At 60.1% G+C, this 16,764-nt stretch carries 15 protein-coding genes; 4 read left to right on the top strand and 11 right to left on the bottom strand.

Annotated features, from left to right (window positions below; translation table 11 throughout):
* Window positions 1-47: 47 nt before the first annotated feature.
* Window positions 48-308: a hypothetical protein gene (locus BW43_RS13800; RefSeq protein WP_032887053.1), complete on the bottom strand. Its 261-nt coding sequence runs from the start codon at window positions 306-308 to the stop codon at window positions 48-50.
* Between the two features lie 357 nt (window positions 309-665).
* Between BW43_RS13800 and BW43_RS13805 the strand changes: the two genes are divergently transcribed.
* Window positions 666-1,991: a sigma-54 dependent transcriptional regulator gene (locus BW43_RS13805; protein ID WP_032887052.1), complete on the top strand. Its 1,326-nt coding sequence runs from the start codon at window positions 666-668 to the stop codon at window positions 1,989-1,991.
* A gap of 110 nt (window positions 1,992-2,101) precedes the next feature.
* Here the strand turns inward: BW43_RS13805 and BW43_RS13810 are convergent, their stop codons facing one another.
* The 7 genes from BW43_RS13810 to BW43_RS13840 form a co-directional block, all read right to left on the bottom strand.
* Window positions 2,102-3,409, bottom strand: coding sequence for an autotransporter outer membrane beta-barrel domain-containing protein (locus BW43_RS13810; RefSeq protein WP_032887051.1), 1,308 nt, complete (start codon window positions 3,407-3,409; stop codon window positions 2,102-2,104).
* Window positions 3,410-3,458: 49 nt separating this feature from the next.
* Window positions 3,459-4,208, bottom strand: a complete 750-nt coding sequence (locus tag BW43_RS13815; protein WP_032887050.1) for a hypothetical protein — start codon at window positions 4,206-4,208, stop codon at window positions 3,459-3,461.
* A 38-nt stretch (window positions 4,209-4,246) separates the two neighbouring features.
* On the bottom strand, window positions 4,247-4,927 hold the full coding sequence (locus tag BW43_RS13820; RefSeq protein ID WP_032887048.1) for a C39 family peptidase: 681 nt from the start codon (window positions 4,925-4,927) through the stop codon (window positions 4,247-4,249).
* A 61-nt stretch (window positions 4,928-4,988) separates the two neighbouring features.
* Window positions 4,989-5,732, bottom strand: a complete 744-nt coding sequence (locus tag BW43_RS13825; RefSeq protein WP_032887047.1) for a hypothetical protein — start codon at window positions 5,730-5,732, stop codon at window positions 4,989-4,991.
* 67 nt (window positions 5,733-5,799) lie between these two features.
* Window positions 5,800-6,348 carry a hypothetical protein gene (locus tag BW43_RS13830; protein ID WP_032887046.1) on the bottom strand — a complete coding sequence of 183 codons (549 nt, stop codon included), beginning with the start codon at window positions 6,346-6,348 and terminating at the stop codon, window positions 5,800-5,802.
* Window positions 6,348-6,797, bottom strand: a complete 450-nt coding sequence (locus tag BW43_RS13835) for a hypothetical protein (RefSeq protein WP_032887045.1) — start codon at window positions 6,795-6,797, stop codon at window positions 6,348-6,350. Before BW43_RS13835 ends, BW43_RS13830 begins: the two co-directional genes overlap by 1 nt.
* Before the next feature lie 327 nt (window positions 6,798-7,124).
* Window positions 7,125-8,120: a FecR family protein gene (locus BW43_RS13840; protein WP_032887043.1), complete on the bottom strand. Its 996-nt coding sequence runs from the start codon at window positions 8,118-8,120 to the stop codon at window positions 7,125-7,127.
* Between the two features lie 141 nt (window positions 8,121-8,261).
* On the opposite strand from BW43_RS13840, the gene BW43_RS13845 reads away from it, so the two are divergent.
* On the top strand, window positions 8,262-8,531 hold the full coding sequence (locus BW43_RS13845) for a PepSY domain-containing protein (protein ID WP_016979404.1): 270 nt from the start codon (window positions 8,262-8,264) through the stop codon (window positions 8,529-8,531).
* A 21-nt stretch (window positions 8,532-8,552) separates the two neighbouring features.
* On the opposite strand, the gene BW43_RS13850 is transcribed toward BW43_RS13845, so the two are convergent.
* Complete coding sequence (locus tag BW43_RS13850) at window positions 8,553-13,718, bottom strand: dermonecrotic toxin domain-containing protein (protein WP_032887041.1); 5,166 nt, start codon at window positions 13,716-13,718, stop codon at window positions 8,553-8,555.
* Window positions 13,719-13,898: 180 nt separating this feature from the next.
* On the opposite strand from BW43_RS13850, the gene BW43_RS13855 reads away from it, so the two are divergent.
* Window positions 13,899-14,936 (top strand): Ldh family oxidoreductase, encoded by a 1,038-nt coding sequence (locus BW43_RS13855; protein ID WP_032887040.1) that lies wholly within the window; start codon window positions 13,899-13,901, stop codon window positions 14,934-14,936.
* Between the two features lie 150 nt (window positions 14,937-15,086).
* On the opposite strand, the gene BW43_RS13860 is transcribed toward BW43_RS13855, so the two are convergent.
* Entirely contained in the window at window positions 15,087-15,407 is a 321-nt protein-coding gene (locus BW43_RS13860) for a YqjD family protein (protein WP_032887039.1), read from the bottom strand.
* A gap of 163 nt (window positions 15,408-15,570) precedes the next feature.
* Between BW43_RS13860 and BW43_RS13865 the strand changes: the two genes are divergently transcribed.
* Entirely contained in the window at window positions 15,571-15,825 is a 255-nt protein-coding gene (locus BW43_RS13865; protein WP_003190904.1) for a hypothetical protein, read from the top strand.
* On the opposite strand, the gene BW43_RS13870 is transcribed toward BW43_RS13865, so the two are convergent.
* A complete protein-coding gene (locus BW43_RS13870; protein ID WP_032887038.1) occupies window positions 15,797-16,717 on the bottom strand; it encodes a LysR family transcriptional regulator in 921 nt (306 codons plus the stop codon). The genes BW43_RS13865 and BW43_RS13870 overlap by 29 nt on opposite strands.
* Window positions 16,718-16,764: the final 47 nt, after the last annotated feature.

The following is a 16,764-nucleotide window of genomic DNA, read 5'->3' as shown; positions in this document are numbered from 1 at the left end:
CAACTTCCGATCAGTGTCTTGCAGTGATCGGAAGTTGGTGCAGCAACTTACTTAGGCATGGCCCAGGACTGCAACTGGTAGCCATCTTTGTCGAGTTCGGCACGGGCCTGCAACAGCAGGTCTTCCAATTGCGCCGGGTCGCTGTAGGTGTTCGATGACAGTTGTTTGCTGCCAATACGGGTATTGGTGCGGTCGATGACGCTCAGGCTCAAGGCGCCGTTGCCATCGTGCCAGGCCACGCACTGAAAGGGCTGAAAAGCACGGTCTGCGATCAAAAGAGCTTCGTTGATGCGGAGCGGGGCGTTCATGTGGGTCTCTCTCTAAATGCCCATTCAAGTGAGTACCGGCGGTTGGGCTGACCGTGCGGCGGGTTACTTGTACTGATGCACGATGACGGGGTACGGGTCACATGTTAGAGCAACAAATTTTAACTTTTCCTGATGACTGTCATGTAAGCGGCTGTTTTGAAAGCTGAATGAAAGTTTTAGCCGTGCCCAACTTTTTTTGATGGGCGCGACAGTGGGTGGCTTTTTGCCCGCACTTATAGCGAAACGGTACAAGGCCCGCGTCAAGATTTTGCTAGTGTTAGCGCTGAGCGCCACAAACCGTTGTTTCTAAATAACTTTACCTCCAGCAATCAACAATTTTGGCGCCAAGGAATAGTCATGGTTGTTACACCTGCGCAACGCCGCTTGCTCGTGGTCGATCCCTGTGATGACTGCCATGGGCTATTGCCCGGTTTGCGCACGGCAGGTTGGGAGGTGGACAGCTGTGCTTTGGAGGCGGTGGGCGACCGGTCGTGTGACTTGGGTTTGCTGCGGTTGCAGCCCTATCACCTGGAGCGCCCCGAAGCGGTCAAGGAATTGATCGGCCGCAGCGGCACCGAGTGGATCGCTGTGCTCAGCCAGGATGTGCTGCGTTTGCAGAATGTCGGTGATTTTGTCTGCGAGTGGTTCTTCGACTTCCATACCCTGCCGTTTGACGTCGCGCGCGTGCAGGTCACCCTCGGCCGGGCCTTTGGCATGGCGCGCTTGCGCGGCAAGGGCAATACACCTGTAAATGAGCCGGAGCACGAACTGCTCGGCGACAGTCGGCCGATTCGCGAACTTCGCAAGCTATTGGCCAAGCTCGCACCCACCGAGTCCCCGGTTTTGATCCGTGGTGACAGTGGCACCGGTAAAGAACTGGTGGCCAAGACCTTGCATCGCCAATCCCAACGCCACGCCAAGCCCTTTGTCGCGATCAACTGCGGTGCGATTCCTGAACACCTCATCCAATCCGAACTGTTCGGCCATGAGAAGGGCGCCTTCACCGGCGCCCATCAGCGCAAGGTCGGGCGCATCGAAGCGGCCCATGGCGGCACGCTGTTCCTTGATGAAATCGGCGATTTACCCATGGAACTGCAAGCCAATCTGCTGCGGTTTCTCCAGGAGAAACAGGTTGAGCGCGTCGGCGGTAGCCAGCCTATCCCCGTGGATGTGCGGGTACTGGCGGCAACTCACGTCGACCTCGAAGCCGCTGTGGCCAAGGGGGCTTTTCGTGAGGACTTGTACTACCGACTCAATGTGCTGCAAGTGGTCACTGCGCCGCTGCGCGAGCGCCACGGCGACGTAGCGATGCTGGCCAACCACTTCTCACGTTTCTACAGCCAGGAAACTGGCCGCCGTCCGCGCAGTTTCAGCGAAGACGCGCTGGTGGCGATGGGGCAACACCCGTGGCCGGGCAATGTGCGCGAGTTGGCCAACCGCGTGCGTCGTGGCCTGGTACTCGCCGAAGGGCGGCAGATCGAGGCTATTGATCTGGGATTGATCAGCGAACAGGCAATTTCGCCACCCCTGTCTACACTGGAAGACTACAAACACCGCGCCGAACGCCAGGCGCTGTGCGATGTGCTCAACCGGCACAGCGATAACTTGAGTGTCGCTGCCCGCGTCCTGGGAATTTCCCGGCCAACGTTCTATCGGTTGCTGCACAAACACCAGATCCGCTAGGGCGGGTAAACCGAAAAGCCCCGCAACGACCCTTATCGTTGCGGGGCTTTTCCTTTTATTACGTTATCGGGAGCAAGCTCCTTTGCCTCAGGAATACACCGTCGGATCAGTTAAAAGTAATACGGAAACTTCAGGCTAAACGTAAAGTCCGGCGCATCATCCGTCATCCCAATCGCCAGGTTCGGCACGATCGTCAAATTATCCGATGCCGCGATCGTCATCCCCACGTTGAAGTACCCGGCGTTCGCATCACTGGACACCACCGACTGCCAGTCGCCGCCATTAGGCTTGAGCCGACTCTTGCGCTGCACCAGGTCCGACACCGAGAACGACATACTCATCTTCTCGTTGAGGGCAAAGGCCACACCAACGCCAAACTGGAAGCTGTCACCCAGGCTGACCTTGCCGCCGACCTTCTGGTTGACGTCACTGCTGATGTCGTCGAACGAACCCTCGAAGTTGTGGGTGTACGACAGCGAACCAAACAACACCGCCGGGTCGAAGGTCTTGACCAGGGAAATCCCCGGCGTGACCGACCAGACCCCGTTACCCGTAGGCAGGCTTTCCGGCACGAACAGGTTGTCGTTGCCGGGTGTGTTGACCAGCTTGATACCAAACGGTTCTTTACCCGTAGGCGCCTTGACCCGCACCGACACCACGGCGTCCGGCAGATTGGGAGTTTCGTCGAGGAATTTGTACGCCACACCAAAGTTGACGTCGCCGATGGTCGGGTCGCGCGTGACCGAGGCTTCCGACGTCGCCGTGCCGTTGTTGCCGGCGCCGGCGGACTGGTAGGTGGAGTCGCGGTACACCACGGGCACGTTCACGTCGAACTGCCAGCGATTATCGAAGTTATAGCGCCCGGTCAGGTCCAGGGTCCAGTTATCGGACTTGATCCGGTCCAGGTTGATATTGCCGAGGAAAATCGAGTCCAGCGCCAGGAAGCCGTTGAGGGTCAACTGGCGAGCATCGTAACGGGCATAGGTAATACCGGTTTCAAAGCTGAACTTGCCATTCCCGAAAAAGCCGCTGGCTTCGTTATAGAGGTTACTCACACTTTGCGCAGGGGCCGAGTCGTCCTTGAGGGACTGGCCGTAGGAACTGCCGCCACCACCACCGGCGCCGCCGGATGCTGCTGCGGCGCCCGTGCCTGCGACCGTCGCACCACTGGCTTTCTGAAAGTCTGCCGGCGATTTGGCCAGGCGCTTGGGCGCCGGTGCCGACGGTTGATCTTCGACCTGTCGTACCCGTTGTTCCAGTACCGCCAAAGCTTTTTGCTGAACGTCATACCGCTGCTTGAGTTCTAGAAGTTCCTGTTTGAGCGTTTCTATATCGGCGTCTGGCGCGGCATACAGAACGGATGCAGGCAAGAGCGTACTTAAACAGACCACCGCATGAAGCGATAACGATCGATGCATGAAATAAGCCGTCCTTTTCTAATGCGTAAGTGTCGAGGGTCAGCGTAGTTCAATAACCGAGGGTGCGTAGGCCTTTGAGTTGGTCCAAGTTGCAGTTCAGCGCACCGTTGTTCAAACCGTTGTTATTCATCACGACGTTGAGCTGGGTCATGTTGTTGACGAAGTTGGTGTTGCCGGTCAAAACCGTACCTTGCAGCACAGTACCGCCGCCGATCTGCTGCAAACTGTTGCCCTGGTTATGGTTGGCCTGGATCGCCATCTGCAAGCCCCCATTGTTGGCCGACACACTCACCCGGCCTGCTGCGCTGTCCCCGGTAACGGTACCGCCGGCGACCAGTACTTGCCCCGATTGCACCGCGTTGGAAGGCGCGAAGCCATTCTCGACGGTAATGCCTACGTTGTTATAGGCGGTGTTGCCATCGCCAGCGGTTCGCACGCTCTGGGTCACGCCTTGGCCACTGCCCAGCCCGGCGCCGCCTGTGACTGTGCCGGTGCCGGTGCCGGTGTTCGGGTTGGTCCCGTTGCCGGTCGAGCCGGTGGTCTGTACGTAGAATTGTGGGGTGATGGTCGACGAGTCGACCTGCATGCTGGCCTTGCCGGTGATGGTGTCACCCACGGCGTTGGTCCACGTGCTGCTCATGACAATGCCGAAGCTAATGATGCGCCCCGGCATGACGTAGCGGCCGCGCAGGTCGGCCATTTCCGAATCCTTGAGTTCGATCGGTTTGAACCCCGATGAAGCATAAGCGGGCATTGAGGCTGCCAGACACATGACCGTCAGCCAACGGGAAGTGTTCATCTTCTGCTCCTGGAGCGTCCTGCCCCTTATTGCGCTTCTTAGAAGAAGTCGCTCTGGATAAAACCGAAGTCCATCAGCTCGGCATCGCCTACGGGCCTGAACTCATTCAACTGGTTCTTGGCGGTCAGCGGAGTAGGCGGGTCGAGCAAGGCATTGGCCTTGTCGTAACCTTCACCCAGCACAGCGAAGACGATGCCATTCCAGCCCTTGAGGAAGTCGTCACGTGAATAGCGCTTGTGGCCCAATACCGGGTCGCCGATATAGACCCAGTCCTTGTCCGCGCGCTGCATCACCACGAAGTGCTTGTAGCCACGAATTTCCAGCAGCACCACCACAGGGATCTTCACGGTGACCAGGGTCTCTGGTCCGATCTTGTAGCCCCGGGCACGCATGCCGATGCTTTCGAGGTAGCGCTTCATGTCCAGCATGGAAAAGCCCTGGGTACGTACCAGGTCCTGGTCTGCATTGACCAACATGCCTTTGATGACGTGATCTTCGTCCACGTCCAGCCAGTAACCCTGGCGCAGAATGGTGGCGAGTGCCGCAGCACCGCAGCTGAAATCGGTTTTCTGTTCCACCAGGTTGGCGAACCGGCGCTCACGAATACTCTCGACCTTCTTGTAGATCACTGCACCGCCAGGCAGGGCGGAGATCGCCATGTTGCCTGCCCACGTTGGGCCGGTGAGTAACATCAGGAGGGTGAGGGTCGCGAGGCGCATGATCGTGTGACCTGCTGGACACTGGAATAAAAAAGGGCCTTGTTGCCAAGGCCCCGTTGGATCAGAAGCGCACGCCGCTGGAGCAGACGGTGCAACCTTGACCGATCGACAGGCTGTTGCTGCCTTGGTTGCCGCCACCGGATTGCAGGTTCACACCCACGTTGCCAGAGTTGCGGTTAACCGAGTTGTCGAGGCTGGAGTTGTTGGACACGTATTGAGCCTTGCCATGGCCATACCCGTAGCTGGTAGCGGCAGTGTTCAGGTAGCTGTTGGCGAGGGAGTTTTGCTCGGTGTTGGCGGCCGCTGCGATGTTTTTGCCATCAGCAGTGGTGATTGCCAGGTTGTTTTTACCCTGGTTGCCTTGACCGGCCTGGCCGTTGTAACCCAGGTTGCCGGAGTTACCGTTAAGGGAATTATCCGCAGAGGCGTTGTTCTGGGTGCCTTTGTTGACGAAGTTGTTCAGCGCGCTGTTTTGATTCACATCGACGACAGCGAATACTGTTGCGAAGTCACCCTTGGCGCTGGAGATGGCGCCGGAGTTGTCCCCCTGGTTACCGCTGCCCGACTGAACGTTAACACCGGTGTTGCCGCTGTTGCCGTTTACCGAGTTGTCGGCAGAGGCATTGTTTTCGGTTTTGGTGTCGTCAAACTTGTTGCCGCCGCTGTTTTGTACGTCTGTAACGACAGAGGCAACAACGCCGGTTGGTTGAGGCGCAGGGTGCCAACCACCACCTGCCTGAGCAGCAGCAGCCATGAGTGCGGCGAGAGCGAAAACCATTGGTTTCAGAGCCATTTGAGGTTTCATGGTGTTTCTCCTTGCTTCTAATTAGTTGGTTAAGTGTTGGTACGGTCTAACGAGTACTACCAAGCGTTTACTTGATAGTGATGCCTAGGGTGTTAGCCACTCGGTTCCCCACCCCGGCACTCTGGTTCACCTGAATCACTCCTCGGCTGCCTGTGAAGGCCTGGTCGCTGGTAGCGACCTGGCGGCTGCCAGTGGTGGGGGTGAGCCCTGAGTCGGTCAACTGCGTCGAGTTCTGTTGCAACAGGACGCTGTCATCAATGCTTTGCGGGCCAGGGTTGATGCTGATCCGCACGGCATTGACTGATTGGTTATTGGCCCCGGCCGACTGGTTGATACCCAGCACACCGTTGCCGTTGGTAAAAGAGGTGCCATGAATCGCCGCTTTGGCGTTCAGGGACGGGTCGACGCTGCCGTTCTGGCGCTGGATGTTGACGTTGGTGGCCTGGCCACCGAGCGCAATGGCACGGCTGTTGGACATTTGTTGCTGGTTGCCGGCCGCCTGGTTGATCGACACGACACCTTCGTATTGTTGGCCGCTGTTGTTGATCACCGCGGTGTTGTCGGCGAAGACAGGAGCGGCGGCCAGCAGGGCGAGAACGAGCAGGGAGCGGTTCATTACTTGCCCCCCATCATGCTGCCGATGTTGTTCAGCGGCGCCATGCCGCGCTGGATCGAGTCGCTGATCTGTCCACCCATGCTGCTGCCCGCACCGTGGCCGGCGGCAGAGCCGGCCCCCAGGGTGGACATGCTGTTTTGCGTGGCATGCAGGCCGGTCAAGGTGTTGTTCGTCGGAATCGCGCCGACGATGCTGGAGCCGCTGCTGATGCCGCCGATATCCATATCACTGAGCTCGCCGGTTGCACCGATGATGTCGCGGCTGGGATTGGCGTTGGCGGTGGTGGGGTAGGGGTCTTTACCGAAGGCGGCGCGACCGTACATGTGAGCCTGTACGTTGCGCCCTGTCACGATCACGCCATCGCCTGCAAAGCTTGGAACACTGATGCCGACGCTGAGTACACAGCTGATCAGCAGTACGTTCATCGGACCTTGAGTGAGTGTGATCACGGCGGCATTCCCTATTCTTCGCGCTGACCCTAAACAGCGCTGTAAGGGATAGAGCAGAAGCCGTGCCGATTTTTATTTAGTGTTTTTTTTCAATAGGTTGGAGTAAATCGAGGGCAAAGTGATGTCAGTGCTGTTTCATGGCTGATACACCTGCGGTCACGGCACGCGCACGCGGCCGTACCACAAACGATTCACCCTGTTGTATCACCGCTGTAACACCGCCCATGACAAATCGATGAATCCGCACAGCACGGGCGCTTCAGAGGCGCCGTGTGTTTCAAAAATGGACACTGCGGGCGCAAAGAGGCCCGGGGATGTGGATCAGGCTCAGCCTTTGGGGGATTGACGCGGAATGGAGTTGAGCACGGGGTTGCCATCCTGGTTCTGGGTCAGGTAGACCGGCAGCACCTTGGGCAGGGAGGGGATGAGGTTGTTGACTTCATTGATGTTGTAGATCCCGCCAATGCGAATCGCCCCGGTGCTGGCATCTGCGAGCATCACCGGTTTGTTCAGGTAGCGGTTGATCAGCGGCAACGCGTCGACCAGGGCCAGGTTGTCGAGGATCAGCTTGCCCTGGCGCCAGGCCAGCGCGCTGTCGTTGGGGCTGATCGTGGCGACACGCGGTGTGGCGTCGCCCAGTTGATAGCTGGCCTGCATCCCGGGGGTAAGCGGCACGCTGCCGTGGATCCGGTCGCTGGAAATCTGGACTGTGCCTTCAAGCAGCATGACCCGCACCTGATCGCCATATTTCCACACATTGAATTGCGTGCCCGTCACCTGCACCTGGCCTTCGCCGGCACGCACGACGAACGGATGCTCACGGTCGTGGCTGACTTTGAAAAACGCTTCGCCCTTTTTCAGCGTGACCCGACGTTGGTCCTTGTAGTTGCTGTAGACCAGTTCAGTGCCGAGGTTCAGCTCCACTTGAGTGCCATCCCCCAACGTCACCTGGCGCAAACCATCGGCGGCTTCAAAGCGCTCGTAGGCATTGGGCAGCCAGCCCGCTTCCCAACCGGTAAAGGCCGCCACCGGTAAGGCTGCCAGGCATATGGCTGCCGCGGCGGCGTAGGTACGTAGCCGACTGCGCGGTTTGAACGGCACCACCAAGGCGGTGGGTTCGTGGCGGGGCAGATGGTCGGCAACGTCCCAGATTTCCAGCATCGCGGCGTATTCGAAGGCGTGCAGCGGGTCGCAATCGTGCCATTGGGCAAAAGCCTGACGTTCACCGGGGGTGCAATCACTTGCATGCATACGCATGCACCAATGCGCAGCGGCGTCGGTGATGGCGTCATATTCGGCTTCTGAAAGGGACTTTTCGCTCATTAACTCATCCTGATTTCCCACATTCTAACCCCCAGGGTGCATCGCGAGAACATCCATCATGGCGATTGCACATCAATTGGAACTTATTCTCGTTTGGAGGCGCCTAAAAAATTCAGGACATTCCTACAATGGAGAACGAAAATGCTGAAGAAAACCTTAGTCGCCCTGTGTGCAACCACTGCGCTGCTCAGCGCCGGCGCCGCGCTGGCCGATAAACCGGGTGCGGGCTGGATCACCATCGAGAAGGCCATTGAAGTGGCCAAGACCAAGGCAGGCTATGTCGAGGTCTACGCCGCTGAAGCCGACGACAACGGTTATTGGGAAGTCAAAGGGCGCAAGTCCGACGGCACCGTTTATGAAGCACGTATCGACGGCGCTTCGGGCAATATCCTGCGCGACCAGAAAGACTGATCTACCCCGCCGGGAGCCTCCTCAGGCTCCCGCATCCAGACTGCGCCCCAGCTCGCTGATCATGCAGGTCACCGAGTCGGCGTTGGCCAGAACCGTGTCGATACGCTTGTCGCTGTTGCTCATGAACACCGATCGCGCCTCCTCCAGTGTGCGGGCGCCGGTGGTGCTCAGGACTTTATCGCGCAACGGCGCGGTCAAGCGGCGGCTGCCGAAATCCTCCCATTGCTGGGAAAACGCATCCCAGGTTCTGAACAGCATGCTGGCAGGTGTGGAGATCGACAGTGCGTTATCCCGCAGGTTATCCAGGTCGGTTTTCATCAGCGTGGCGCCGTTGATGGCAACGTTGATGAGGTCCGGGAAGGGCCGCATGCTGTCCAAGTAAGCCAGGTCTTCGGTCAGGGATTTGATGTGGGTGATCTCGTGTATCAGCACCGTGGCGCGCGCATGGGCGCAGATGTTGAACGGCGTGGTCAGACGGTTCTGATAGATGTCCATGGGCGGGTCGAAGAAGCGGTCCAGCAGGTAGATCTTGTGGTCGGCATCGTCGGGCACGACGAAGGCAAAGGAATCGTGGGGGCTGTACCGATGGGTGCCGCTGACAAACCGCATCGAGTCGGGCCCGATCAGGGTGTGATTGATCAGCTCATCAAGCACCTCGTCAATGCGCCGCTCGACCCTTCGCACTTGTTCGGGCGCCAGCGAGACAACGCCGAAAAATTCACTGAAAAAACGCCCCAGGCGGCTGCTCGGTTCACGAAGCGTGGCGAAGTGCAGCAAGTTGCGCTTGCAGGTCACCGCATAGTAAGTCGCCACATTCAGCGCTTCATCAATGCACTGGGCCTTCCAACTGGATAGCGCGGCGATCTCGCGCATGCCCACGGCTTCAATGTTGATGGCGTTCCGTTCGGCCACGCGTGTGCTCATTTTGCCGGCGTAGCGGCTCAAGGTTTTGCCGTAGCGTGGGTGATGGCGGTCGAGGTCCAGCGTCCAATGGCCGTGGGCGTTGCGCTGTACATAGGGGCCCAGCCGATCGCCCTTGCTCAGGCGCCAGCGTTCGCCGGCGCGTTTTACCGGATAGACTTTTCCCGCCAGCGGCAGGAAATTGCGCGAGGTGGTGTCATCCCGATACACCTGGTTGGCTGAGCTGAATGACAAGTCGCCGAGGGCGTCATCGTGGTGTTCAAAACCGCGCAACTGTGTGCGTTCGGGCGCGGTTATTGCCAACTCGTCCAGGTTGGCGGCTGCGGGGGCAGGCGCTTGCAGCCACCGCTCCACTGAGGGCTGCTCTGCAGGTGGCGGCGTCTGCTGCCGGGGCCTGTCCAGCGCTTTGCGCAACGAGGCCAATTCAGCCACGCCGAGGGCGAAGGTTTTCAGTGCGTGCCTCCAGCGGTGCGCCTGCAGGTTTTCGGCGGAGTCTTTGAACAGTTGATAGCTGCGCCACACCACCAGCGGATAGGCCAGTTTGCCGGCCAGGAACTGGAGGCCGTTGGGGATTTCCTGAGTGAGCAGGCAAGTGATCGCATCCCAATGGGTCTTGCCCGACGGGGCAAACTGCGCGCCTAGCATCTGCAGCAGCATCTGCACGTTGTCCTCAAACAGTTGCTTGAGCAGGTTGCCGCCCATGGGCGTTGCGCCGAGGGTGATTTCTGCCAGTCCGACGTGCCAGCCCTTGTCCAGCAGGTTGCGATAGGTGGCGCGCTGCGCCCCCTCCAGTTGCCCCACGATCCAGTCCTGCAGTGCGCCGGGGTTGGTGAACTCACTGAGCAGCGCCGCTTCGCTGGCGAATTCCTTCAGCAAATGCTGGGGGCTGAAGGGCGCGTACAGCACCAGCGGCCCGGACGCGCCGGCCTGCGGACCTATCAGGTAGCAACCCAGCGCCCTGGCGCTTGCTGCGCCTTCGGTGGCGATCAACTCCAAGTGGCGGACGGTGGCCGAGCTGCCACTCACGCTGGCACGCGCCACTGCATCGGGCATGTCAAACACTTGCTGGATGAGGCTCCAGGCGTTGGCAGACAGTCGCTCATTGAGCATCTGCTCATGGGCGTATTGCAGGAGTTGCCAGGGTAACTGCCGGCAAAACAGGGTTCGCCGCGCGCGCGCGTCTTCGCTTGGTTGCTTGAGGTGGGTGATAAGCCGTTGCTGGTAGATGCCTTTCAAGTCCAGTTGGCGCACCAGTTGCACGACGGCATCGCCGTCCAGCGCCGCCGGTAACGGCGTGGCGGTGCGCGAGCTTGGCCGGATGCGCTCGGCATGCAGGTCCGGCAAGTGCCGCAGGGCGAAATCGGTGAGGGTCTGCGTGTGGCCGTCCAGGTCAATACGGCAGGGAATCAGGATGTTATCGGGGTTGAGCGCTTGTTTGGCAAAGCGAGCATCGAGCAGGCTCGTCAACGTGTTAACGACCTGCTCGCGCAGGGGCGTAATGCTGTGCAGATAGTCACGCTCCTGCGGCGCGCTGAGGCGGTACTGCTCAAGCAGTTCGGCGTGCAGTATCTGTTCATCCGGCGACGCCATGCCCAGCCAGACCGGCAGTGACTGCTGGTGGATCATCGCGTGCGCCATGGCAATCGCCCTGGGCAGGTTGGACGGTGGCGCGCGGCGGATCAATGCGTCCATGCAGTCCTGGAAGCGCTGCACGCCGGGTTTCATTGCCAGTAGATGGTCAATCTCGTCGCGCAGCCAGGCGCTGTAGGAGCGTTGGCGGTTATCCAGCAGATGATCGTCAATGCGTTGCAGCGGGCCCAAGCGGTAGGTCTGGTGGGGCATGCGCCTGGATACCGGCAGGTTTTCGAGCAAGGGCCAGCAGACCAGCGGATCTTGCAAGCGTTGCCCCAGCACCTCACCCAGCGCCTGGATGGATGCAAACGCCTCAAACCCAGAGCGCGGGGTCCACAGCAGGGCCGCGCCGGAGTGATCGGGGTCCAGGCCTCCGCGTTCGGTCAGTACAAAACAGTTGGCCAGGGGCTGGGGCAGGGCGGCTGCGTCACCGCAAAGACTCAGGGCGTATGCGTCCGGCAGGAAGCCGTTGAGCCCGTGACGGCTGGCGCGGCTGCGCAGGCTGTCGGCGTTGAGCACGCAGTCGAGCAGCGCCAGTTGCTGCGGCGACAAACTTTTGTATAACCGGCTCATCTCGGCCTCGCCGCTCAACCCCTGCAACAGGCCGTGGCTTAGATGGGCCTGGTTGTTGTCCAGCAGCAGGTGCGGCAGTTCGCGCAGCTCGTGCTGGGCGAAGGTGCTCATCACCTGCTCGATGATGGCATTGAAGCTATCGACGCTCAGGTTGTGCAGTTGCCGGGCGACGCCTTCACTGCGAAGGCCGTAGAACCAGGTCAGGGCCGAGGGCGTAAGTACTTCGGCCTGACCGGTCACCCGCGCGATAAAGTGCGCGACCATGCTCGAAGACGCCACGGGCAAGCGCTCCTCACGTTCCTGGGCCGGGGTGGCATAGGTATTGATGTAGACATCGTCGGCGTCGAGCGCCAGCTGTCTTTTCGCCAGCTCCAGGTCCAACGCATGGGCCGCCAGCACGCCCAAGGTCGGATGTTTGCTGCGCCCCATAGCCATGGCGGTCTCAACGGCTTGCAGGCGCTGCAGATGACGTTTGGCGGTTTCCGCCAGCACGGTGCTGGGGTGCCCATTGCCGCTGGACACGGGGTGAACCGACCAGCGCCCGCCGGCGTCCTGCACCAGCAGACGGCTATCGAGCAGGGTGCGCACGTCCAGCGCATGGTCGAGCAGCGCGGCGAGGTCGATGTCGCTGGCGCTGCGGCGGTACACGCCGAGGGCATGCTCAAGGTTGTCGAACTGCTTGGCGACGATGTCTTCGAGCATGTCCTGGAAGACATCGCCCTGCATCGGTTGCCCGCTGACTTGAACGTGATCCATGCCGATATACACGCTGTGTTCATCCAGCGAGAGAAAGTTGAGCAGCTCATCCTGATGGCCGGCGGCCTTGAGCATCGCCAGCAGCGTGTCGTTGAGGTCGTTCAGATCCTTGAGCACTTGCAGACCGCGGGACTGGGTGTAGAGGTAGGTGTGTGCCTTGCTGATCATCAACGTGCTGGCGAGGTCGACGTAATGTTGATAGGGCGCGTGAATACGCACCTTTTCTATGCGCAAATCATCCGCGGGCGCTGTGCTCGCGGCCGAGTCCAGCAGGAACGCGGCGCGCAGTTGCTGGCTCTCTGGGGTGGAGACAATCGCGTTTTGGCGTTTGAGCAACAGATCGGCGCGAAATTTTTCGCGCATCACCCGCGCACAAAACGTCAGGCGCGACTGGCCCGCGCTGACGTCTTCGTTCCAGTAGGTCTGTAGCAGGCTTTTCAGTAACGAGGAAAGAATGCCGCTGGTTTGTTCGATCACACTGTCCCAGCGCTGCTGGTCGAGGGCGCGTTGGTCCGCGGTCAAGGCGCTGCTGTCGTAGCCGATATTGACGAACGAATGAGTTTGATCCTGGGGCCAGGCTTGTTTGGCATAAAACTGCAGCAGTGCATCGCGCAACGGTAGTGAAGCCAGCCAACGACGGTCTTTTTGCTGCGAGGCGCGGCTGAAAAAATCCACCCGCGTGTCGGCCTGTTTCAACTTTGGAAAGAAGGAACGGGCCATGATGCCGAGCAGGCTATCAAGCATCCCGTGCAGGCTCGGCAGCTTGCGCAGCTCATTGAGGAGGACAGCTACGTTCTGCTGCTGGCTGGCCAGAATGGCGTCCTCCTGATCCTGCATCACCGCGCCCTGGATGATGGCGGTGGTGATTGTTACCGGCGCGTCTACCGGCAGCGCGTCACGTTCAGCGATTGATATAAAGCACAGCAGGTCGTCTCGCTGCGTTGGTGACTGCATGCGCTCGTGCACCGCAGCAAGCAGCACGGCGCGGCTGTCGAACAGCTCCAGCCCGCCGTAGGGGGTATAGAGCACGGCTTTATTGTCGTCCGGTGTCGGACTCATCAGGAACGCGCCAGTCAGGGTCAGCGCGGGTTTGCCAGGACGGTTGATCAGCAGTCGCTCCACCTGCATGGGGTGCGTGTGCAGGGCCGCATCCTGGCGGGCTGCATCCGTGGCGTAGTAAAGCGTATGCAACCACTCCAGATCCTTGACGGTAAATCCCAACGCCCGCTCCCGTGGCGTTGGCTGTTTACGCCCGGCAGGCAGCAGGAATTCGTCGAAAAAGTACGGCGGGGAAAGCGTCGCCATGGTGCTCGCTCCATCAAACTGGCAGTTACGAGGCTCCACGGTAGGCGCTTGCGCCAGGGGCGGGGCGGTAGATAACTGCTTCGGCGGCAAGCGGACGTTGACAGCAAGCACAGGAGGCGTTGTTTAATCGACGGGTCTGGATTGTTGTTGTCTCTTCCAATTATAAAATCGGAGCTACAGATGTCTGCCCAGTCCCCGATCATCGACAGTGCTACAGCATTCATGGGTTTCAACGAGCTGAAGGCGTTGCTGCAGGCGATCTTCGTCAAGCACGGCACCTCGCCCGACGTCGCGGCGATCCTTGCGCACAACTGCGCCAGCGCCGAGCGCGATGGCGCTCACAGCCACGGCATCTTCCGCATCCCTGGTTACCTCAGCACCCTGGCCAGCGGCTGGGTCAATGGCCAGGCGGTGCCGGTGGTCACCGACGTGGCGTCCGGCTTCGTGCGGGTCGACGCCGGCAACGGGTTCGCTCAGCCGGCCCTGGCGGCAGCGCGTGGCTTGCTGGTGGACAAGGCCCGCAGCGCCGGTATTGCGTTGCTGGCGATTCACAACTCCCATCACTTTGCGGCGCTGTGGCCCGACGTCGAACCCTTCGCCGAAGAAGGCCTGGTGGCGCTGAGCGTAGTCAACAGCATGACCTGCGTGGTGCCCCATGGCGCCGACCGCCCGTTGTTCGGCACCAACCCCATCGCCTTCGCCGCACCGCGTGCCGATGGCGCGCCCATTGTCTTCGACCTGGCCACCAGCGCCATTGCCCATGGCGACGTGCAAATAGCCGCGCGCAAGGGCGAGCGATTGCCGCCGGGCATGGGCGTCGACAGCCTAGGCCAACCCACCACTGACCCTAAAGCCGTGCTCGAAGGCGGCGCGTTGCTGCCGTTTGGCGGGCACAAGGGGTCGGCGTTGTCGATGATGGTCGAGCTGTTGGCGGCGGCGTTGACCGGAGGCAACTTCTCCTTTGAGTTTGATTGGGCAGATCACCCAGGCGCCCGCACGCCGTGGACTGGGCAGTTGCTGATCGTGATCGACCCAAGCAAAACCGCTGGGCAAAGCTTTGCCGAGCGCAGCCAGGAACTGGTGCGGCAGATGCATGCGGCAGGGTTGCGCAGGTTGCCGGGGGATCGACGTCATCGCACGCGGGCGAAGTCGTTGGAGCTGGGGATTGAGCTGGAGGCTGAGGATCTGGCGCGATTACAGGCGCTGGTGACTGACTGAGAAGGGTTTGGCGCAGCTTGCATGTAGGCGCTGGCTTGCCAGCGATAACTGTTTGTCGGGTGCTTAAGATCAAGATCACAAGCAGATCAAGAGCCAGAGCAACGGCGCAATAGCATCAGCGGTGTGGTTGCTATTGCGCCGCTTGCTTGATCAGTTACGACGACCCAGCAACAAACCCACTACCAGGCCAAAACCTGCGGAAATGGCCACGGTTTGCCACGGGTGGCCACCGATGTAGGTTTCGGTGGCATCCACCACCGGCTTGCTACGCTCGCGCACGTTGGACACTGAGTCCAGGGCTTGCTTGAGTTTGATCGCGACCTGCTCGCGCAGGGTTTCGCCTTCTTCGCCCACCAGGGCGGCGCTGCTTTTGAGCAGTTTGTCCGATTCTTCGATCAGCGCGGTGAGTTCGCTGAAGGCTTGATCCTTGATCTGGTCTTCGACAGCTTGGGCAGCAGTTTTGCGGGCCATTGTGTGACTCCTTGCGAGTGAATGTGACAGTGAACAATGGAGTATCACGCGATGGCAAAAGTTGCAGTTTTTTTGCTTGAGCGCAGTTCCAGCCAAAATCCGAATCAGGAAATTTCGACCTACAGTGTAAGATGTCGCCTATTTGTGCAGCAGGTAATTCAACATGAGCTTCAATCTCGCCAACAAGACCCTCGCCGAACGTGCCGAGCTGGAAGATGAAAAGTCCCGCCTCTATGACCTGTGGCAAACCAATCTGGGCAAGGCCAAGGGCGAAGCGGCGCGGTTGTTCGGTGAGCGTGCCAAGCGCAAGGGCAAGTGGGCCGAGTGGGTCCGCGCAGAGCTTGATGGCATGTCACCGCCAGAGTTTTCCAATATGGTGCGCAGCGAAGTCAACAAGCTGATGGCAGCGGCGAAGTAAAGCTGGCGGCAATCGCCTCACGTACTTTGAGCAACATAGGGTCCAACTGGGCCTGTGTCCGCCAGCCGAGTTCCACGGGGTAGCGCGGCAGCGCCAGCGGGCAGGGCAGTACGCGCAGGCCTGTCATCTCGGCGATCGCCTGTGCCGCATGCCCCGGAATGGTCGCAACCGCGTGGCTGCCCTTGAGCAAAAACGGCAGCGCGGCAAAGTGGCTGGTCGACGCACACACCTGCCGGCTCAACCCCAGCGCTGCGAGCCCCTCATCGGTAATTCCGATAAAACCGCCTGACGACACCAGCACATGCTCTCGGCTGACGAACTCTTCCAGGCCGATGCTGTTCTGGTCCGGCGCAAGACTGCCGGGGTCCACCAGGCAAAGGTAGTCTCCTTCCGCTAATACCTGTCGACTCAAACGGTTCTGCGCAAACCCGCCGGCGGTAATTGCCAGATCGAGCGTGCGGTCGAGCAGGGCGCCTGCCACGATCTGGCTGTGGGTCTGGCGAAAGATCACGCGCAGTTTCGGCAAACGTTGAGCGATCTCCTGCATTAAGCGGCGACCGTAGGCGATCTCGAAATCATCGGACAACCCCACTACCACGGAACGCCCTTGGTAATGCGGGTTATCCGGGTTGACCATCGCCAGGCTCTGCCGGCAACGGTCCAGCGCCTCGCTGATCACCGGCTTTAACTGATTGGCCCGCAACGTCGGCGCCAAGCCTCGGCCGGTGCGCACGAACAGCGGGTCGCCGTACACCTCGCGCAAGCGTCGCAAGCCCGCACTGATGGCCGATTGCGTGACGCCCAGGCGCAATGCCGCGCGGCTGGCGCTGGATTCGTCGTGCAGCGCTTCGAAGGTCTTCAGCAGGTTCAGATCGACCTGGGCGATATTCATTTGGCTCATATCATTCAGTGCTGAGGTGGGCTTTATTCATGATCACG

It is taken from the genome of Pseudomonas sp. RIT357 (assembly GCF_000632245.1).
Classification (GTDB): Bacteria; Pseudomonadota; Gammaproteobacteria; order Pseudomonadales; family Pseudomonadaceae; genus Aquipseudomonas; species Aquipseudomonas sivasensis.
This window is presented reverse-complemented; position numbering and strand designations above follow the sequence as displayed.